At 60.4% G+C, this 19962-nt stretch carries 11 protein-coding genes; 5 read left to right on the forward strand and 6 right to left on the reverse strand.

What is annotated here, in order from left to right; all coding sequences use genetic code 11:
• Window positions 1–13: 13 nt before the first annotated feature.
• Entirely contained in the window at window positions 14–1741 is a 1728-nt protein-coding gene (gene ggt / locus JSY17_RS22140; RefSeq protein WP_117185940.1) for a gamma-glutamyltransferase, read from the reverse strand.
• Window positions 1742–1981: 240 nt separating this feature from the next.
• On the opposite strand from ggt, the gene JSY17_RS22145 reads away from it, so the two are divergent.
• Together JSY17_RS22145 and JSY17_RS22150 are read left to right on the forward strand one after the other, a co-directional pair.
• Entirely contained in the window at window positions 1982–2740 is a 759-nt protein-coding gene (locus JSY17_RS22145) for a response regulator transcription factor (protein ID WP_206403042.1), read from the forward strand.
• 29 nt (window positions 2741–2769) lie between these two features.
• On the forward strand, window positions 2770–4104 hold the full coding sequence (locus JSY17_RS22150; protein ID WP_117184290.1) for an ATP-binding protein: 1335 nt from the start codon (window positions 2770–2772) through the stop codon (window positions 4102–4104).
• A gap of 97 nt (window positions 4105–4201) precedes the next feature.
• On the opposite strand, the gene JSY17_RS22155 is transcribed toward JSY17_RS22150, so the two are convergent.
• The gene (locus JSY17_RS22155; RefSeq protein ID WP_206403040.1) at window positions 4202–6178 is read right to left on the reverse strand and encodes a TonB-dependent receptor domain-containing protein; all 1977 of its coding nucleotides are present in this window, start codon (window positions 6176–6178) and stop codon (window positions 4202–4204) included.
• Between the two features lie 302 nt (window positions 6179–6480).
• Between JSY17_RS22155 and JSY17_RS22160 the strand changes: the two genes are divergently transcribed.
• Window positions 6481–6687 carry a DUF6124 family protein gene (locus JSY17_RS22160; protein WP_117166401.1) on the forward strand — a complete coding sequence of 69 codons (207 nt, stop codon included), beginning with the start codon at window positions 6481–6483 and terminating at the stop codon, window positions 6685–6687.
• Window positions 6688–6691: 4 nt separating this feature from the next.
• On the opposite strand, the gene mmsB is transcribed toward JSY17_RS22160, so the two are convergent.
• A complete protein-coding gene (mmsB, locus tag JSY17_RS22165; RefSeq protein WP_206403038.1) occupies window positions 6692–7579 on the reverse strand; it encodes a 3-hydroxyisobutyrate dehydrogenase in 888 nt (295 codons plus the stop codon).
• 209 nt (window positions 7580–7788) lie between these two features.
• Between mmsB and JSY17_RS22170 the strand changes: the two genes are divergently transcribed.
• A complete protein-coding gene (locus JSY17_RS22170) occupies window positions 7789–8337 on the forward strand; it encodes a DUF3833 domain-containing protein (protein ID WP_117184287.1) in 549 nt (182 codons plus the stop codon).
• A 27-nt stretch (window positions 8338–8364) separates the two neighbouring features.
• Here the strand turns inward: JSY17_RS22170 and recD are convergent, their stop codons facing one another.
• The 3 genes from recD to recC are packed head-to-tail and all read right to left on the reverse strand — an operon-like array spanning window position 8365 to window position 17620.
• Complete coding sequence (recD, locus tag JSY17_RS22175; protein ID WP_206403037.1) at window positions 8365–10449, reverse strand: exodeoxyribonuclease V subunit alpha; 2085 nt, start codon at window positions 10447–10449, stop codon at window positions 8365–8367.
• Entirely contained in the window at window positions 10446–14138 is a 3693-nt protein-coding gene (gene recB / locus JSY17_RS22180) for an exodeoxyribonuclease V subunit beta (RefSeq protein ID WP_206403065.1), read from the reverse strand. The genes recD and recB overlap by 4 nt, the downstream gene beginning before the upstream one ends.
• A 5-nt stretch (window positions 14139–14143) precedes the next feature.
• Window positions 14144–17620 carry an exodeoxyribonuclease V subunit gamma gene (recC, locus tag JSY17_RS22185; protein WP_206403036.1) on the reverse strand — a complete coding sequence of 1159 codons (3477 nt, stop codon included), beginning with the start codon at window positions 17618–17620 and terminating at the stop codon, window positions 14144–14146.
• Window positions 17621–17857: 237 nt separating this feature from the next.
• On the opposite strand from recC, the gene JSY17_RS22190 reads away from it, so the two are divergent.
• Complete coding sequence (locus tag JSY17_RS22190; RefSeq protein ID WP_206403064.1) at window positions 17858–19750, forward strand: GAF domain-containing hybrid sensor histidine kinase/response regulator; 1893 nt, start codon at window positions 17858–17860, stop codon at window positions 19748–19750.
• Window positions 19751–19962: the final 212 nt, after the last annotated feature.

Here is a 19962-nt window from a genome sequence, read left to right on the forward strand (position 1 = left end):
GTCCCGGACTGACTCAGTAGCCCAGCGACAACCCGGTATTGCGCCGAGGGTCGTTGGCGCCGTAGAAGCGGTTGTTGCCGACCGGCTTACCGCCCAGCGAAGGCGCTCCGACCAGGATCGCCGCCACATGGTTGAGCGGCTGCGGCCCGGCAAACTTGTGCCCCCAGCTTTCGAGGATCTTTTGCGTGTCGGGGCTGAGCGCGAAGGTTTCCAGGTTGGTGGTTTCCGGCTGCCATTGCTGATGGAAACGCGGCGCATCGACCGCTTCCTGAATGTTCATGCCGTAGTCGATCACGTTGAGCATGGTCAGCCAGGTCGCGGTAATAATCCGGCTGCCGCCCGGCGTACCAACGACCATGACCACCTTGCCGTCCTTGGTGACGATAGTCGGGCTCATGGAGGACAGCGGCGTCTTGCCCGGTGCGATGGCATTGGCTTCACCCTGCACCAGCCCGTACATGTTGGGCACGCCCACCTTGGTGGTGAAGTCGTCCATCTCGTCATTGAGAATGACACCGGTCTTGCTGGCCATGACGCCGGCACCGAACCAGTTGTTGAGGGTGTAGGTCACCGAAACCGCATTGCCCCATTTATCGACGATGGAGTAATGGGTGGTGTTATTGCCTTCATGGGGCGCGACGCCCGGCTTGATCTTATTGGAGTCACCGGCTTTCTGCGGCTCGATGGAATCACGCAGCTTGGTTGCGTAGTTCTTGTCCAGCAGGTGCTCGATGGGATTCTTGACGAAATCCGGGTCGCCCAGATAGCTGTTGCGGTCGACATAGGCGTGACGCATCGCTTCGATCTGATAATGCGTGCCCTGGGCCGAGCGGAAGCCCAGCTCTTTCATCGGGTAGCCTTCGAGGATATTCAGCATCTGGCAGATCACCACACCACCGGAGCTGGGTGGCGGTGCCGATACCACGTGGTAGCCACGGTAATCGCACTCGATGGGGGCCAGTTCCCGGGGCTTGTAATGATCGAGATCGGCCTGGGTAATGATGCCCTTGCCTGCCTGACTGGAATCCACCAGGGCCTTGGCGACCCAGCCCTTGTAGAAACCGTCGTTACCCTTGCTGGAGATTTCCTCCAGGGTCTTTGCCAGATCCTTTTGTACCAGTTTCTGGCCGACCTTCATCGGCTCGCCCTTGTCGAGAAAGATCGATCCCGAGTCGGCCATATCCGCCCGGAACACATCAGTGGCGGTCGACAGCAGATCGACATCGCCCTGCTGCAGGACGAAGCCGTCTTCGGCGAGCTTGATGGCCGGAGCAATCACTTCCTCACGCTTGCGGGTGCCGTATTTGCTCAGCGCCAGCTCCATGCCCGCCACCGTTCCCGGCACGGCCACGGACAGATGGCCTTTGGCGCTGAGGTCCGGAATGACATTGCCCTGCTTGTCAAGGTACATGTCGGCAGTGGCCGCCAGCGGAGCCTTCTCGCGGAAATCCAGGAACGTCTTGCGCCCGTCGGCCAGTTGAATGGTCATGAAACCACCGCCGCCAAGGTTACCTGCTGCGGGGTAGACCACCGCCAGTGCATAACCCACCGCCACGGCGGCATCGACAGCGTTTCCGCCGTTCTTGAGGACATCGACACCCACGTGGGTCGCCAGATGCTGGGCGGTTACCACCATGCCGTTTTCGGCAGCGACCGGGGCCTGCGAGGCGGCGTGAGCGGGAGCGTAAGCCAGAATGAGTGCGGTCGCGATCAGCGACTTGGCGAGGGGTTCAAACTTCATGTCGTTCCTTCTTTTTCTGGGTCGGGGGGACGTTTGACGAGCGTCATGCAAAACGCCTCAAGGCCATATGCGGCACTCTTGCGCGGATCAAACGCCGTCCAAAGTAGCGGTTCCTGCCGTCTCTGCCAACAACAGGACATGCCACGGCACTCAACGTCCTCAGGGTTTATGGGATAAGATCGCGCTTTCAAATGAGAATCATCCATATCTCCAGTGACCCGCTGCCTTCCAGGAAACACCATGACATCCGCTGTCGCCGCTCCACGCATTCTGGTCGTCGATGACCACCGCAAGATCCGCGACCCGCTGGCCGTCTACCTGCGCCGCCATGAGTTCGAGGTGCGCACGGCGGAAGATGCTGCAGGCATGTGGCAATTGCTCAGGCAGCAGGCATTCGATGTCATCGTGCTGGATGTCATGCTGCCCGATGGCGATGGTTTCGAGCTGTGCAGCAGGCTGCATCGCCGCGAGAATATTCCGGTGATTCTGCTCACCGCGCGCGACACCTGTGCCGACCGGGTTCGCGGTCTGGATATCGGCGCAGACGATTACGTGACCAAGCCGTTCGAGCCTCGCGAACTGGTGGCGCGAATCCACAGTCTGTTACGCCGGCGCGGTACAGGCCCGAGCCGCTCAAGCAGCGCGCTGCCGCCCGCCGATACCGCAGAGCTGGCCCAGGGTTACGCATTCGCCGGCCTGCGCTTCAGCGCAAGCAGCAGCACCCTGACTCGTCATGATGGTTCGGCGGTGCGGCTCAGCACTGTGGAAAGCCGTCTGCTGCAGGTGCTGCTCGCCAATCCCAATACCGTCCTGAGCCGCCAGCGCCTGATCGACCTGACCACGCGTCCCGGCACCGAGGTGTTCGACCGCGCCATCGACCGGCAGATCAGCCGCCTGCGCCGCAAGCTCGATGACAATCCGTTGGAGCCGGATCTGCTGCGTACCATCTGGGGTGACGGTTATATGCTGGCGGCCACTGTGACCCTGCTCGACGCATGAAGCGGTTGCGTCATTTCTGGCCACGCCGCATGGCCCATCAATTGGGCGTATTGCTGCTGCTTGCGCTGCTGGCTTCCAACGCCATCGCCATGCTCTATCTGCAACGCACCGGCGCACTGATTCATCCGCTGTCGCGCACCCTGGCGATTGAGCGACTGATCACCGCCTACCATGTAGCTCTGGGCCTTTCCGCCGAAGATGCCTCGCGCCTGCTGGCCTCGATGCAGACACCCGACTCGCACTTCTGGGTCGCCAGCAACGCCATCGCCGATACCGGCGGCATGCGCCCGGAGGAACAGCGGCTGGTCAGCGATCTCAGGAAGCGTCTGACGTTGCCGGCCAATCCCCTGATCGGCATGCAACTGGAGCGCATCAGCGGAGGCCCGGCACGGGAGCATGTGTTCGTGGCAGCCGGTTGGGCACCGCTGCGGCTGCGCACCAGCATCGAGTTGCCTGACGGCAAACAGTTGAACGCCATCCAGCATCCGGCGGGAGGTTACGAGTGGGGCCGCATGCTGGCCTATACCTTGCCGGTCACCACCATTCCGGTGTTGCTGATCGTGATCTTTTTCATGCGCCGGGTGGTGCAACCGGTCAAGACACTGGCGCAGGCGACCGAGCGGGTCAGTCGCGGGGAATGGATATCGCCGCTACCGCTCTCGGGCCCCCAGGAGGCTCGGGACCTGACCCGGGCTTTCAACGTGATGCAGGAGCGCATCGCCCGCCATGTCGAAGGCCGGACGCGGATGCTGGCCGCCATCAGTCATGACTTGAATACGCCGATCACCGAGCTGCGCCTGCAAATGGAGTTGCTGGAAGACAGCCCCGAACGCGAGGACATGCTCGACAGCCTTGATGAGTTGCGCGCCATGGTGCGTGAGACGCTGAATTTTGTACGCGGTGATGCGGTGCAGGAAGCGACGGTCAGGATATCGCTGAGCGCCCTGCTCGACGACCTCGCCCGCCGCTATCAAAGCATGGGCCAGACAATAGGCTGGGAGCGCGGGCAAGAGGTGCATTGTCACGGTCGGCCACTGGCGCTCAAGCGGGCATTGACCAACCTGATCGACAATGCCTTGCGCCATGCCGGGGATGCCGATGTGAGCCTCGCTGTAGAGGACTCGGAAATTCGCCTGGAAATCCTCGATCACGGGCCGGGCATCGAACAGGCCTGGCTGACTCAGGTGTTCGAGCCCTTCGTGCAATTGAGCCACAGCGGCACAGATAACACCCAGGGCGGGCTGGGCCTGGGTCTGGCCATTGCCCGTTCCTGCATCCAGGCCCATGGTGGTGAACTCATCCTTGAGAATCGTCCACCGGCAGGGTTATGTGCAGTGGTGCGGCTGCCCTTTGTTCGCGAATGAATTGGCTACGCCCCGTCTCTGGTACAGCCCTGGTAATGCCGTAGGAGGCAGCTTGCTGGCGACAACGGTGAAGTCGCCAGCAAGCTGCCTCCCACAGTCAGAACCGCACAGTAGTACTCGCCCACAAGGTACGGCCATAGTTGACCGTGCCATAGGTTTCATCATCCAGACGCTTGTCGGTGAGGTTATACAGCGCGCCATTGAGCGACACGTTTTTGCTCAGTTCATAAGAGCCACCAAAGTCCGCCGTGGTATAGGCCGGTGAGGCTTCGTCGGTGATGGTATTGCCGTATTCCTTGCCGTAGTAATTGGTCGCCGCCCAAAGCTGGGTACGGTCGTTCAATTGCCATTCGGCGCGCAGGTTGGCTTTGCGTTCCGGAGTCAGGGCCAGTGGCGCACCGGCGTTGGCACCGCTCTTCTGCTCGGAATCGGTGTAGGTGAAGTTGGCCTTGAGTGCGACGGCCGACGTCACATCCCAGCGCCCGTTCAGCTCGACACCCTGGATCACGGCCTTGTCGACGTTGACCCGGTCCATGACCGTGAAACCGTTCCAGACTTCTGTCGTGATCACGGTCGACAGCTTGTCCTGGAAGTCGTTGTAGAACACGGTCGCGCCAGCCGACAGGTCATTGCGGTTGGACCACAGCGCCGACAGCTCATAGTTGGTGCTGGTTTCCGGCTTGAGGTCCGGGTTGCCGAACATCACGAATCTGTTGCGCCGCAGGTAGGAGTAGCCAGGCACCACAGCCCGTACTTCAGGTGCCTTGAAACCACGGGCGACACCGCCCTTGAAGGTCCAGTCATCCGTCGCACGCCACACTCCATAGACCCGCGGGCTGAAATGCACGCCGTACTGTTCGTGATCATCCATGCGCAGGCCAGTGGTCAGAGAGAACGTATCGGTCATCGACCATTCGTTTTCAGCGAACAGTGCCCTCTGCACAACGGAGAACTCGTAGTTCCGGCGATCACCCAGGCCCTGGTTCCAGTCGGTGACGGTGGTGTCGTTCCACTGCATGCCGACGGTGGTGATGTTGTGTTCGGTGGGCATCACCAGCTTGGCGTCGAATACGGTGTTCTCGACTTCCGGCTTGCGCCCCAGCACATCGGTCTGGGTCGCGTCGGCTAGACCTTCGCGACTGGACTTTTCGTAGGCCAGCGATACATCGGAAGTCGCCCAGCCCCAGCGGCCCTGGTGGGAAATCGACCAGTGATCGCGATTGTTTTCCTGCTCGCGGGTCGCCCAGTTGGCGCTCAGGCCATCGCCGTTCTTCAGGCGTGTCGCACCGGCTTCCAGCAGGATCTCGTGATCGACGTTCGGGGTAATCGCCAACCGCGCGGTGAGGTCGCGATGATCCGCCTTGCTGAAGCCATTGGTCTGTTCGATATCGTCGTCCGCCTGACGATCCAGATAACGTCCCCACACCTGCAAGCCAAGCAGGTCGTCCTTGATCGGGCCGCCGAGGAAGAACTGAGTCTGGCGGGCATTGCCTTGGTCGCTGTGCTGACGAGCCGAGTAATCGTAGGTGATCGATCCGCCCCACTCGGGCGTCACCTTGCGAGTGATGATATTGATGACGCCGCCGATGGCATCGGAGCCGTACAGCGAAGACATCGGGCCACGTACCACCTCGATTCGCTCAATGGCTTCGGCAGGTGGAATGAAACTCTGCTCGTATCCGCTATTGCCGTTGACCCGTGACTCACGCGCACTCTGACGCTTGCCGTCCACCAGAATCAGGGTGTAATCGGCAGGCATGCCGCGAATGGAAATATCGGTTTCGTTGGCCCCACCATTGACCGTGACACCCTCAACGTCACGCACCGCATCGGTCAGGTCGCGAAAGGATTTCTTGCGCAGTTCGTCACCGGTAATCACCGTCATAGACGCCGGTGCATCCTCCAGATTCTGCTCATAACCGGCAGCAGTGACCACCATGTCTGCAATCGACAGCACGTTGGCCGATTCCTGAGGCTCGGTCTGCTCTTGAGCATAAGCCTGACCCGAGGCCAGGCAAGCCAGCGCCAGTTTGATCATCACAGCCGAAGGCCGCAAACGGAGGGGAGCATGCATGGAACGTCCTTACGATTCTTGAAGTAAAAGAGAATCGTATGCATCTACATTCACGAAGGTTGGACAAGATGTGACAAGACCGCAGAGACACTCTCTGATTGCCAGAGATTCTCTGCCACACAGGCGGGATGAGTCCTGCTCTGCTGAGTGAAGTTTCCGAGACCGCTGCGCCCTATTGCACGCCGAAATCAGCCTCTCTAGGCTCTGTCAGCAATGTCTTCGAGCGAAGTTGAGGCTGCTTTCAACGCAGCCTCACCGATGCCCGGCGGCATTTCTCTGCTTCATTTACCTTCGAGTTGCCCATGCCCGACATCAAACCGTTCATCGTCAACGAAGCCCTCAGCCAGCAGGATGGACTCAATCTCGCGTCCGACCTGCTGCGCTGCATCATTGCCACCGCCAATGAAGCCAGTGACAGCCATAACCATGAACTGACGTTCTCGATCCTGCACCTGGCGCAAATGGCCAAGGCAATGGTCGACCGCTCACTGGATTCGATAGTGGCTTGAACCTTCACTCCTTGCGTCGATACCCTTCGACTATCGCTGAAAAATCCTTGTTGCCATCACCCCGCAGACTCATCGCCTGATAGAGCTGCTGGGCCAGGGCACCAAGGATCACAGGCTGATGCGCTGCCTTGGCGGCTTCGGTTGCCAGGCCCAGATCCTTGAGCATCAGCTCTGCGCCAAAACCGCCGGTATAGCCTCGCGAAGCTGGAGCGGTTTCCACGATGCCCGGCCAGGGGTTATAGAACTCCGAACTCCAGCAACGTCCGGTCGAACTGTTGATGATCCCGGCCAGCACTTGCGTATCGATCCCAAGCGAATCGCCAAGGGCCATGGCTTCGGAAATGCCAATCATGGAGATGGCCAGCAGCATGTTGTTGCAGATCTTGGCAATCTGCCCGGTCCCCACCTCCCCGCAATGCACGATATTGCGCCCCATCTGCTCAAGCACCGGCTTGAGCACGGCAAAGTGCTCAGGCGCTCCACCCACCATGAAGGTCAGCGTACCGGCCTGAGCGCCAGCCGTTCCCCCGGAAACGGGCGCATCACTGACCACCACACCTTGTTTCGCGGCAATGGCCGATATCTCGCGAATGGTCTGTGGATCGATGGTGCTGCAATCCACGGCAGGCACACCAGCAGCAATGCCCTCCAGCACGCCATCCTCATCCAGATAAACGCTGCGCACGTGGGCTGCGGCGGGCAACATGGTGATAACCAGCTCACTGCCCTGAGCGGCATGTTTCGGGGTTTCGCGAATGCTTGCACCCAGAGCGGCAAGTTCGGCCAGCACGGTCTTGTTGAGGTCACACACATGCAACTGATGACCGGCCTTGATCAGGTTGCGCGCCATGGGCGCTCCCATATTGCCCAGGCCGATAAATGCGATTTTCATTGTTGTTCTCCGTGGCAGACTGGCGTGTCTCGAAATACCTCGAGTCTCGAGTATAGAAGAGGCATGCCAGGGAGCAGGCGAGAACCGGCGACCTCATCCGCGCACGTTCAAATACCCGTGGAAACGGATTTATCCACAGCAGCAATGGTCGGATAGGACAGTCCCCATAGATTGCCTCAACTGCACCGACACCTGCCGAGGAACATGCCATGAATCACCTCACACTATGGAAGTCCTGGCTACTGGCTTGCTGCCTGCTGCTCGGCAGTTGCTCCAGCATCGAAGTCGCCCAGTACCGTAACGAGAAACCCGAGCTGGATCTGCCTGCTTTTTTCTCGCAGCCGGTAAAGGCCTGGGGCATGTTTCAGAAACGTTCGGGTGAAGTGGTCAAGCGCTTTACTGTCAGCATCGAGGGCCGCAGGCAAGGCGAGCAGTTGATCCTCGACGAACACTTTGTCTACAGCGACGGTACGCTGCAACGCCGGGTCTGGACCCTGACGCCCGACGGGCCGGGGCGCTGGAAAGGGACGGCAGGCGATGTCATCGGTGAGGCCATCGGCGAAGTGGCAGGCAATGCCCTGCGCTGGCGCTACACCCTCAATCTGGAGGTCGATGGCAAGTTCTACCCGGTGCAGTTCGACGACTGGATGTACCTGATGGACGAAGACACGCTGATCAATCGCTCGTTCATGTCGAAGTTCGGGGTCGAGCTGGGGCAAGTGACGCTGTTCTTCAGACGCGGTGCCGACAATCACTGAGTCGGCAAGCATCCTCCGACCGCCTCGCTACAGCCCCAGCATCAACCCGCTCAGGCGCTTGACCTTGCGGCGCAGCGCCTCTTCGAATACCCCCTGGCGTGGCTCGATCAGGCTGAACCAGTGTTTGGCCCGGGTGATGCCGGTGTAGATCAGTTCCTTGGTCAGCACCGGGTTGAGCGCTTCGGGCAGGATCAGAGCGGTGTGAGCGAACTCCGAGCCCTGGGATTTGTGCACAGTCATGGCGTAGACGGTTTCCACCTCATTGAGCCGGCTGGGCAGCACGAAGCGCACACCGTCGCTGCCGTCGTTACGCGGAAAGGCCACGCGCAAGACCTGCTTCCCCGAGCCATCGCTTTCAGGCAGGTACAAGGCAATGCCGATGTCGCCATTCATGAGGCCAAGACCGTAGTCGTTGTGGGTCATCAGAACCGGGCGGCCTTCGTACCACTGCTGGTCCTTTTCGATCAGACCTGCGCCGGACAGAGCCTGTGTAATGCGCTGGTTCAAACCCTCGACTCCCCAAGGCCCCTTGCGCACGGCACACAGCAACTGGAACGCATCGAAGGCCTGCAACACCTCACGCGCCCATCGGGTCCAGCATTCATCTTCCAGTGGCGATCCATTGGCCGGACGTTGCCCGGACAGCACGCTCAGGTAATGGCGATAACCCTGCGGGCCGTCACCCTGCCCGTCGAGTAACAGACGCTCAAGACGCTGATCCTGCTCGCCTTTGAGGGCCAGACTGAACAGGTCCTTGTGACTGCGAGCCGCCAGCAGCCCACGGGCTTCATGCTCCAGTTGCTGGTTGACCAGTCGCGACAACTGGCCGATACCACTGCCCTGTCCGAAGCGTCGCGAGTGACGCAACATCACCACTTGCTGCGCGAGAGGATGCTGAAGAGCATCGCCTTGTTGCAACGCGCTCCTGCTCAAATCCTCGCCGCTGATCGCTTCCAGCCAGGCCTGGGTCTGCGGGCTGTAGAAGCCCTGTTCGGCATCACGGCACAGATCCCCAAGTACCGCGCCCGCTTCCACAGACGCCAGTTGATCCTTGTCGCCCAACAGCACCATGCGTGCATCGGCAGGCAGTGCATCCAGCAGATTGGCCATCATTTCCAGGTCGATCATCGAGGCTTCATCGACCACCAGCACATCCAGCGGCAATGGATTACCCGCGTGGTGGCGGAAGTGCCGCGTCCCCGGACGACTGCCCAGCAGGCGGTGCACGGTGGTCACCTCACTGGGGATCTTCTGCCGCACGCCGTCACTGACATCCAGGCTTTGCACTTGCTGACTGATGGACTCGGTCAATCGCGCTGCCGCCTTGCCGGTGGGTGCCGCCAGACGAATGCGCAGCGGTTGACCGCTTTGCACCGCGGGCGCTTGCAGCAAGGCCAGCAGGCGCACTACGGTGGTGGTCTTGCCGGTGCCCGGTCCGCCGGTGATGATGCTGAAGCCACGGCGAGTGGCCAAAGCGCAGGCCAGTTTCTGCCAATCGATCACCGCATCCGGCGCTGTGCTGGCCGCACCGAACAGAGCGTCCAGACGCTGGGCCAGATCCGGTGGCGCACTTTCCGGCTGGGCCAGCCGTTGGCGCAAGGCCGCGGCGATGCGGCGTTCATACGTCCAGTAACGGCGCAGGTAAAGGCGTCGGTCAGACAACACCAGCGGCTTTTGCAGGGCGGCCGGTCCCACGTCTTCGGCCAGGGCAACCAACGGGCTGGCAGCCAGTGCCTGGCACCATGTCGCACCATCCAGACCTTTGAGCAGTTCCGAGGGCAACAGCACCGGCACGCTCTGCATGTCGCCTTCGGGTGGCAATGACAGGGCGAAATCCGGCTCCTTGAGGGTTTCATACAGATCCAGGCAGACATGCCCGTGACCCAGTTGATGGCTGCTCAAGGCTGCCGCCAGCAATACCCGGGAATCGGCTTGCGGGTTGAGTTCGCCAAGAAAGGCCACGAAGGCGCGGTCCAGCGCCCGCAACCAGCCACGCTCCACCCAGCGGTCGAGCAACAGCAGCAAATCATCGACACGGCTCAGCGGGTTCAGATGGGTCAGGCTCTCGGCATCCAGTTGCGCGGGCAAGAGATCGGCAAACGTGCGGCTCATGCGAAGGCTCCAGGCTGGGCGGAGGACTGTGGCTGGCCCTGGAACAACAGGTCCAGGCTCTCGATCAGTTCACGGGGCGGCCGGGTGAAGTACACGCCTTGGGTGGACGAACGGCTGCCACGCAGGAACAGGTACACCGCGCCGCCCATGTGCCGGTCGTAATCGTAATCGGCCAGCCGCGCCTTGAGCTGGCGATGCAATGCCAGCAGGTAGAGGACGTATTGCAGGTCGTAACGGTTTTCGAGAATGGCCGTCTCCATGGACTGCTCGGTGTAGAACGTCTCGTCGCCGCCCAGCCAGTTGGATTTGTAATCCGCCACGTAATAGCGCCCTTCATGCTCGAACGTCAGGTCGATGAAGCCTTTGAACATGCCATTGAGCGAAGAGGTCTGGGTCGCCAGTCGCGGCGCATTGCCATGGGTGTAATGACGCACGAGCTCATCCATCTGTGTCACGTTGACCTGGCTGCTGGCGAACCAGAACTCCATCTCAACCCGGTACTGATTGGGTTGGTCCAGTTGCCCCAGGGCGACCGGCGTCACGTCGTTGCCCAAGTGCAAAGGCATGTTGAGCAGGTGTGTCAGCCAGCCTGTTAGGGTATTGATCCAGCCTTGCCAGCCACGTCGGTTGCAGCGCCGGGCAATGGCGTCGCTCAGCAGTTCCGGATCATGGGCTGCGGCGGCAAAACCTTCGTTGCCGGCCCACTCCAGCAGACCGTGCAAAAAGGTGCCGGGGTTGGGACCACGGGGAAAACGGTGGATGTCGTCACCCGCAGCCAGCACCTCGCGAGGTGCCTGCGGGTCCAGGCGTTCGTCGTCGAACAGCTTCTGCGCCTGCGGACTGTCGGGAGACACATCGCCGCTCGTGGTCACGGTGTCGCCGATACGCAGTGCACTGTAGGAAGCGATCCACCAGTTTTCAGCGGCACGACGCTTGGGCACCAGTGCCTTGACGAGTCGGGCTTCATTCCGCGGCGGGCTGAAGGTATCGGCGGTGGGTTCGGGAACGGGTTGTACGGCAATGCTTTCACAGCCCTGACTCAGGTCTCGCAGCCAGAGTTGCAGGTTGGCCGATTCGCCCAGAGCCACGCCGCCGCCCAGCAAGTAACCCAAGGCCGAACGATGCAGCATGGAGCTGTTGAGGTTGCCACGCTTGAGGTCTGCGACACCCAGCCAGCAGGCATGTTCGGAACGGGTCAGAGCGACATAGAGCAAGCGCAGGTCTTCGGCCAGACGTTCATTGTCGGCCAGCTCGATCAGTTCTTCCGTGGGCTGCAGGCTGATCCGGGCATTGCCCTCGGCATCGTGGAACTGCAAGGGCAAGCGGCTGCCATCCACCGGTTTGGTCGAACAGATGAATGGCAGGAACACCAGCGGATATTGCAGGCCCTTGGACTTGTGGATGGTCACTACCTTGACCAGTTGCTCATCGCTCTCCAGACGCAGGATCTGCTCTTCTGCAGCCTGACCGGATGACGCCAGTTGCTCGCCCAGGTGCCGGATCAAGGCTTGTTCGCCATCCAGCTCGGCGGCAGCCTGTTGCAGCAATTCGGACAGATGCAGCAGGTTGGTCAGCACCCGCTCACCATCGCTGCGGGCGATCAGGGTCTGGGGCAAGGCAAAGTCATGCAGCAGACGACGCAGCATCGGCAGCACACCCTGCTGACGCCACAGGCTGCGATAGCTGCGGAACTGCATGACGCGCTGCTCCCAGGCCAGTTCGTCCTGATTCAAGCGCTCCAGTTCGGCCAGCGGCAGGTCCAGAGTGATACAGGCCAGCGCGGCGCGCAGGATGCGCTCGGAGTCCGGCTCGGCGCAGGCCTTGAGCCAGGCCAGCAGATCATGGGCTTCCTGCGCCGCAAACACCGAATCCTTGTCGGAGAGGTAGACACTGCGCACACCGCGGGCCGCCAGTTCATTACGCACGGCCTGGGCTTCCTTGCCATCACGCACCAGAATCGCTATGTCGGCAGGCAGCAACCCCCGCAGCGCCTTATCGGGTGCCGCAAAGCCGGTCTGCCCTGCTTGCCCGCCCTTGAGCAGACGCACGATTTCACTGGCGCAACTGGCAGCCAGTTGCTGACGATAAACCGTACCGGACACTGGCTGATCGCTTGGCAGATGCCAGACCGTCAGGGCCGCAAGCGGCGCACCATCGACCTGCAGGGTTTCCTTGCGCCCCTGGGCAAGCGCCCTGGTAAACGGCACAGGATTCTTGTCGCCCTCGCGGAACAGAAACGCGCCACGCCCTTCGGCCCGCTGCTCGGCCTGGTCGAAGATGTGATTGGCGGATTCGACCATGGCATGGCTGGAACGATAGTTGGTGTCCAGTGTGTGCCAGCGCCCGGCCGTGGCCGTACGGGCGCGCAGGTAGGTGTAGATATCCGCGCCACGGAAGGCATAGATCGCCTGCTTGGGGTCGCCGATCAGGAACAGGCCAGTTTGCTCGTCGTTCTCTTCGAGGCGATAAATGCTCTCGAAGATCCGGTACTGGACCGGGTCGGTATCCTGGAATTCATCGATGAGCGCGACAGGGAATTGCTCACGAATCAGTGTTGCCAGACGCTCCCCGCCAGCACCTTGCAGCGCGGCATCGAGCCTGAGCAGCATGTCGTCGAAACCCATTTCCGCACGACGACGCTTTTCCTCTTCAAAGCGGGCACTGACCCACTGCGCGGCATGTTGCAGCACGGCGGCATCGGGTTTGGGAAGTGCGTCGATAGCCGCTTTCAGTTCAAGCATGGCCTCCAGAGCCGGGTGCGACGGCGGGTCGCTCTTCCAGGCTTCGGCCACACCGTCTGGAGTCAGGCGTGTGAAACCGGTTCCCAGATCCAGGGTTTCCTGGGTTTCGTCTGCGGCCCAGGCCTTGAGCTTTTCAAACCAGGGCGCAAAGTAGCGCTCCTGCATCTTGCGGCCATCGACAATCTTGCGTTTGACGCCGTCCTGACAAATCGCATGCAGCTCGTTGGCCCAGTCGGTCCAGGGCGCTTTCAACGTTTGCAGTGCTTCGCGGCGTTGTTGCAGAGAGGCCAGAATCAGTTCGGCGGGCTCTTGAGTCACCTGAGTGCGTTCGCGACCAAACAGACCACGGATGCGTGGCAGCAAAGCCGCGGGACCACCCCACTTTTCCCGTACCCAGTCCAGGGCATCGCCACTCATGGGATAGCAGAAACGCCGCCAGTAATCACGCAGCACTTCGCCCAGCAGATCACTGTGATCGGTTTCCAGGCTCTGGGTGAACAGGCTGCCGCTGTCGAAAGCGTGCTCGCGCAACATGCGCTGGCACCAACTGTGAATGGTCGAAACAGCGGCCTCGTCCATCCATTGCGCGGCGATATCCAGACGGTTGGCGCAGCCCGGCCATTGTTCGGCGCTGAACTGGGCACGCAAGTCGGCAATCAGGTCGTCGGGCGCGGTGATTTCGTCGCGGAAGAAACGGGCAGCTTCGGCCAGACGGGTGCGAATCCGGTCGCGCAGTTCTTTGGTCGCGGCATCGGTAAAGGTCACCACCAGGATCTGTGGTGGCAGCAACTCGCGACCGAAACCTGATGTTTCATTTCCGTGCCCCAGCACCAGACGCAGGTATAACGCCGAGATGGTGAAGGTCTTGCCGGTACCGGCGCTGGCTTCGATCAACTGGCTGCCGCGCAGTGGAAAGCGCAGTGCCAGAGGAACGCTGTGTTCTTGCAAGGTACTCATGCGCTGGCCTCCCCGCCGGACAGAGATTGCCAGGGTGCTTCGTAGATGGGTTTGTAGAGCGCTTCACACCAGCCCACGAACTCTTCGCTTTCCATCAACGCATTGAAGTCCGGAAACTGTCGGGCCAGCGCGGTGCTTTCAGCGACTTCGCCGTTACTGGTCACACCGTCGCCTTCATAAGCCTTGCGCGCAGCGGCTTCGGCCTTGTCCAGAGGCTGCCCCAGCCAGGCAAAAGCAGTCTTGACCGCGACCGGCAGAGGTTGCTGCATGCCGAACGTCCAGGTGGTCAGAAGATCGCCCAGGATTAAGCTGGCGGCGTCCTTTTCCAGTGGGGCCAGCAACAGCGTGTCATCCGTGGCCACCAGCGCGGTGTTGAGCGGCAGACCACAGGCGCTGGCGACCAGATGTGTGACCCAGGGGCGAATCAGCCGGTGCCATTTGCGGGTCCTTTTCGAGCCAATGCTGTTGGGAATGACCGTTACGGTCAGCAACTGATTCTGCCCATTGCTGTGCAGTCCGCCCAGCCAGCCTTCGAGACTCACCTCGTTATGGGTAAAACTCACCGGCAAGGCGCTGCTCAACGCCTCGGGCCACAAGTCCAGTAACGCCTGATAGCGCATGAGCACATCGGGCAACGGTTCGATCAGTTCGGCCTGCATACGGGTGCCGAAACCGGCCATGGGCAGCAGGCCGCTGCTTTGCAGTTTGCTGGCCTGAGCCTGCAACGCCCCGTCGATATCGTCCGGGCTGGCCATGGCGGCGGCCAACAGACTTTCGCTCAGACCGTAACGCTCAAGTGCATCGAGCACGAAAGGCTCTTCGTCGGGCACCGGCGCTTCAGCGGTTTCAAAGTAGATCTTCAAACGCTGACTGAAAAAGTGCTTTACCGGATTTCTCAGGAAGTCCTGCAACTGCGCAATCGTCAGGGGCTCTTCCTGCGCGTGAGGTGGCAAGGCAGCAGCGCTGACCGGAGTGACCCTGTCTTCATGCAGCAACCGCCATTCCTGGGCAAAACTGAAATAACCGGTGCCGGCATGGAAATAACTGGCACTGAAAGGCTGCAACGGGTGATGCAGGGTCAAGGCATCGAGCAGCCTTTCGCCCGGATCTTGCCTGCTGTCAGGCTCATCGTCGGTTGAAAGTTTCCAGCCGCTGGCCAGATGATCGCGCAACTGGCCGATCAACACCGAAGCCGGGCGGTCGCTGTTGTCGCGAATGCTGTGGCCGACCCAACTGATATAGAGCTGGTCCCGTGCCGAGAGCAGCGCTTCAAGCAGCAGGTAACGATCATCTTCACGCCGCGAGCGGTCGCCGGGACGGTAATCGCTGCCCATCAGGTCGAAATCCAGGGGTGGCTGGGCGCGGGGGTAATCACCGTCGTTCATGCCCAGCAGGCAGACCACTTTGAATGGAATCGCCCGCATGGGCATCAAGGTGCAGAAGTTGACCGAACCTGCCAGAAAGCGCTGGGACAGACGCCCCTGATCCAGACCGGCCAGCCAGGCTTCGCGCACGACGGTCAGAGGCAATTCATCGAGCAGGTCTACTGTCTCGCAGGTTTTCAGCCAGGTTTCCCGCAGCGTCTCAAGTTGCCCCAGCAGGTAATCGTCATGCTCGCTGTCAGACTGGAAGAACACCTGCAGGAGAGCCTGCAAACGTGCGCCCCATTGTTCGGGCGTTGCGGGCAGGGACAGTTCGGCATGGGCGACCTGCAATGCATCGATCAAGGCAACCAGAGGACCGATCAATGCAGCATCCAGCCCGCCAATCTCGTCATAGGGCTCGATACCTTCATACGCTTCACCGGCTCCAACGGCATAGCCCAGCAACATTCGACGCAGGCCGAAATACCAGCTGTTCTGTTCCAGTTGTTCGGGCAAGCCCAGACCGGCACGCTGTCGTGCATTCAGCCCCCAGCGTACCCCGGCGCCTTCGATCCAGCGATGCAGGGTCGGCAAGTCGTGCTCCTGAATCTTGAAACGCGCCCGCAAGGCAGGAACATCCAGCAGGTCGAGAATTTCGCTGACTGGAAAGCGGCTGTCGGGGAGCTTCAGCAAATGCTCGACCGCAATCAGCAACGGCTCGCGTCCCCGTTGCCCCTGGTCGGCCAGGGTGAAGGGAATGAAGCGCTGATCATGGGAGTCGATCTGCCCGAACACCGCCCGGATATGCGGGGCATAGCTGTCAATGTCCGGGACCATGACAATCACATCGCGAGGCCTCAGGCCCGGGTCCCGGCTGAAGCGCGCCAGTAGCTGATCGTGCAGCACCTCGACTTCACGCTGGGCACTGTGGGCGACGTGAAAACGGATCGAGCGGTCTTGCAGGGCGTCGACTGCGGGCCAGAGTTCGCGGGTTTCATCGAGAGGCCGGAGTTCGAGAATGTCATCCTGCAACTGGTTGAGCAGGGTTGTCGGCTCGCTCTCGCTGAACAGGTCGATACGCTCATCCTTGAAAGAAGAGCGGTAGCTGCTGGGTTCGTCGTGGCTGTCGAGCAGGTTGATGTAGTCACGACCCTGCTTGCCCCACGCAGCGAGCAGCGGATGTGCGTGCTGGTGCAAAGCCTCTGGATCGAGCGCAATTGGCATGCCGTTCTTGCGCGCCTGACGTTTGTATTGATGGCGGAGCAGATCCTTGTCGGCAACGATATCGGTCCAGTGATGGCGACAAGGGTTATGCACGCAAAGCAGCACCTGGCTGAACTTCGATAACCCGGCCAGGGCTTCCAGTGCCTGGGCAGGCAGGGACGAAATACCGAAAACGATGACCCGTGCAGGCAAGCCCGGCGGCGCTTCGGCAAGAGCGGCCATACGTTCCAGAAAGCGTCGATGAACCCCGGCACGGCTTTGGGCCATACCTTCGGCACCGACATCATCGAGCAGCGCACGCCACAGTTCAGCCTGCCAGCAATTGGCGGCACTCAGCGGCCTGACTTCCCCCCGGACATTTCGCAGTTGATGACGACCTTGCGCCCAGTCTTGCAGCCAGTCGGCACGGTACACCTGATATTGGTCGAAGAGGTCAGCCAGACGCTCGGACAGCTGGTAGCGCTTGCGCAGGTCCGTGTCGTCAGTGAGGAAACGCTGCAAGGGTTCGAAATGGGGCTGATTGATCAATTGCGGCAGCAGGCGCATCAGACGCCAGGTCAGCGGAGCCTTGTCGAGCAGGGAGACTTCCGGGATTTCATCGCGGCCCAATACAGATCGATACAGCTTCCACATGAAACTGCCGGGCAGTTGCACATCTATCGCAGCTGCAATGCCACAGCCACCCTGATCTTCATCCTGGGCATCTTCGGCCAGGGCCAGCTTGAGCCACTGTGCAATGCCGTTGCTTTGCACAAGGGCAATTTCGTTCTCCAGTGGAACCAGGGGGTAGCGTCGCATCCAGGAGACAACCAGACTGCGCAGTTCATCCGGGCGGTTACCATGAACCACCATGAAACCAGGGCGCAGAGAGGTTGTGATGGGCATTTTGCTTCCTTGACTCGAACGAGTGAAACCTGAGGCCGAACCATAAGGGCAAGTGCCTACGATTGCCATAAGCAATCGACCACCATCATGGCCCACACGAGAAAAGAAGAAAGACACTGCAGCGCATTTTAAATGTTGCGACATGCCGAACATCGGTTTGATGTCATTGTCGAATCACTGCCGGAAAGGTTTGCTGATACGCTTTCCAGAGCTAATAGCTGCGCCACAGGAGCCTCCATGCCAGCCTTGAACATCGCCTATCCGGCTTCTGCCAGCGTCACAGCATATGAAGACGAGCTTTCCGACATCGATCTCTTGCACAGCATCAGTACCGAACTGATCGGTGAGCAGGACCTGGCGACACTCTACGGCAAGATCGTGAATGCCGCGGTCTGCATCACCGGTTCACAGTTTGGAACGATGCAATTGCTTTGCCCTCAGGGGCATAGCTCTGGCCGTGGCGGCATGTTGCAACTCCTGTGCTCGCGCGGGTTACCGGAAGAGGCTGTCGGATTCTGGCAATGGGTAAGTCCGAACGCCCACAGCAGTTGTACGATGGCACTCAAACTCGGTCAGCGGGCAATCATTCCCGACTTTGAACAATGGGCTGAGATCGCCGGTACGGAAGACCTGCTTGCGTTTCGACGCACCGGTATCCGCTCCGCTCAGACGACACCGCTGATGTCGCGTACTGGCAACTTGCTGGGGATGATCTCGACACATTGGAGCAAGCCACACCAGCCTTCCAGGCGAGATCTGCGACTGCTCGATATTCTGGCACGACAGGCCGCCGATCTGCTGGAGCGCACGATGGCCGAGGAGGCATTGCGCGCCCGCGAGCAGGAACTGGAACGTACTTGCACCACGCTGCGTGAAATCGAAGAACAGCAACGTCAGACCGAAGCCAAGCTGCGCAGTCTGAACGAAACACTCGAAGAACATGTGGCCGAGCGAACGGCCAAGCTGATGCAGGTTGAGGAAAAGCTGCGCCAGTCGCAGAAGATGGAAGCCGTTGGCCAATTGACCGGCGGCCTTGCCCATGACTTCAACAACCTTGTCGCAGGTATTTCGGGCTCACTTGAGCTGATGAGCAAACGAATCGCTCAAGGACGTCTGGGTGAAATCGACAAGTACCTGACGGCGGCACAAAACTCTGCCAAACGAGCAGCAGCCCTGACTCATCGCCTTCTGGCCTTCTCACGTCGGCAGACGCTGGAGCCGCGTCCCACCAACGTCAACACACTGATGTATGGCATGAGCGAGCTGATTCAGCGCACCGTCGGGCCGGGCATTGTGGTCGAAACCGTAGGTGCCGCAAACCTGTGGCCAGCATTCGTCGATGCGAGCCAACTGGAAAATGCCCTGCTCAACCTCTGCCTGAACGCAAGGGACGCGATGCCTGACGGTGGCCGCATCACCATTGAAACTGCCAACCAATGGATGGATCGTAAAGCAGCCCATGCTCACAGCATGTCCGAAGGGCAATATTTGTGTCTGTGCGTAAGCGATACGGGCACAGGCATGCCACCCGAGATAATGGCCCACGTCTTTGAGCCATTCTTCACAACCAAGCCGATCGGCCAGGGCACTGGCCTGGGGCTGTCAATGATCTATGGCTTCGCTCAACAGTCTGGCGGCCAGGTCCGTATCAGCTCCAAGGTAGGTGAAGGCACCACGCTATTCATCTACCTGCCCCGCTACAACGGAGAGGTACTGCCTCATGAGCACACGCTCGGCACCGGGCAGGAAACCGCCAAACAACCCGGTGGCACCGTATTGCTCGTGGATGACGATCCTACCGTGCGCATGCTTCTGGCCGATGTGCTGAACGAACTCGGGCATACCGTAATCGAGGCGGCCGATAGCGCAGCAGGACTCAAGCTGCTGCGCTCGCGTATGCACATTGATTTACTCGTCACAGATGTCGGATTGCCCGGCGGCATGAACGGGCGGCAGATGGCCGACGCCGGGTTGCAGCTTCGCCCTGGTTTGAAGACCCTGTTCATCACCGGCTATGCGGAGAATGCGGCTCTCGGCAACGGCCAGCTTAAAGCAGGCATGCAGGTACTGACCAAACCATTCGCGGTCGAGGCTCTTGGGGAGCGCGTAGGCGAGCTATTGGGCATGTAACCCAACACAGAAACTCTTTAGATCGTCCCGGATAATCGCTCCCCTTGCGGGAGCGGATTGATTGGCTCTGTATGCGTCAAGTGTTGCACGTGGGAGGCAGCTTGCTGGCGACTTCAACCTGTCGCCAGAGCCCGGAAAGACAAAACCCCTACCTGCGTGTGCAGATAGGGGTTTCGGAATTGAATCTTGACGATGACCTACTCTCACATGGG

Source organism: Pseudomonas capsici (genome assembly GCF_017165765.1).
GTDB lineage: Bacteria > Pseudomonadota > Gammaproteobacteria > Pseudomonadales > Pseudomonadaceae > Aquipseudomonas > Aquipseudomonas capsici.

Excerpts from the sequence above, each read along its gene's own strand:
- ggt (WP_117185940.1), bottom strand. The coding sequence starts at position 1,741 with ATGAAGTTTGAACCCCTCGCCAAGTCGCTGATCGCGACCGCACTCATT.
- JSY17_RS22145 (WP_206403042.1), top strand. The coding sequence starts at position 1,982 with ATGACATCCGCTGTCGCCGCTCCACGCATTCTGGTCGTCGATGACCAC.
- JSY17_RS22150 (WP_117184290.1), top strand. The coding sequence starts at position 2,770 with ATGGCCCATCAATTGGGCGTATTGCTGCTGCTTGCGCTGCTGGCTTCC.
- JSY17_RS22155 (WP_206403040.1), bottom strand. The coding sequence starts at position 6,178 with ATGCATGCTCCCCTCCGTTTGCGGCCTTCGGCTGTGATGATCAAACTG.
- JSY17_RS22160 (WP_117166401.1), top strand. The coding sequence starts at position 6,481 with ATGCCCGACATCAAACCGTTCATCGTCAACGAAGCCCTCAGCCAGCAG.
- mmsB (WP_206403038.1), bottom strand. The coding sequence starts at position 7,579 with ATGAAAATCGCATTTATCGGCCTGGGCAATATGGGAGCGCCCATGGCG.
- JSY17_RS22170 (WP_117184287.1), top strand. The coding sequence starts at position 7,789 with ATGAATCACCTCACACTATGGAAGTCCTGGCTACTGGCTTGCTGCCTG.
- recD (WP_206403037.1), bottom strand. The coding sequence starts at position 10,449 with ATGAGCCGCACGTTTGCCGATCTCTTGCCCGCGCAACTGGATGCCGAG.
- recC (WP_206403036.1), bottom strand. The coding sequence starts at position 17,620 with ATGCCCATCACAACCTCTCTGCGCCCTGGTTTCATGGTGGTTCATGGT.
- JSY17_RS22190 (WP_206403064.1), top strand. The coding sequence starts at position 17,858 with ATGCCAGCCTTGAACATCGCCTATCCGGCTTCTGCCAGCGTCACAGCA.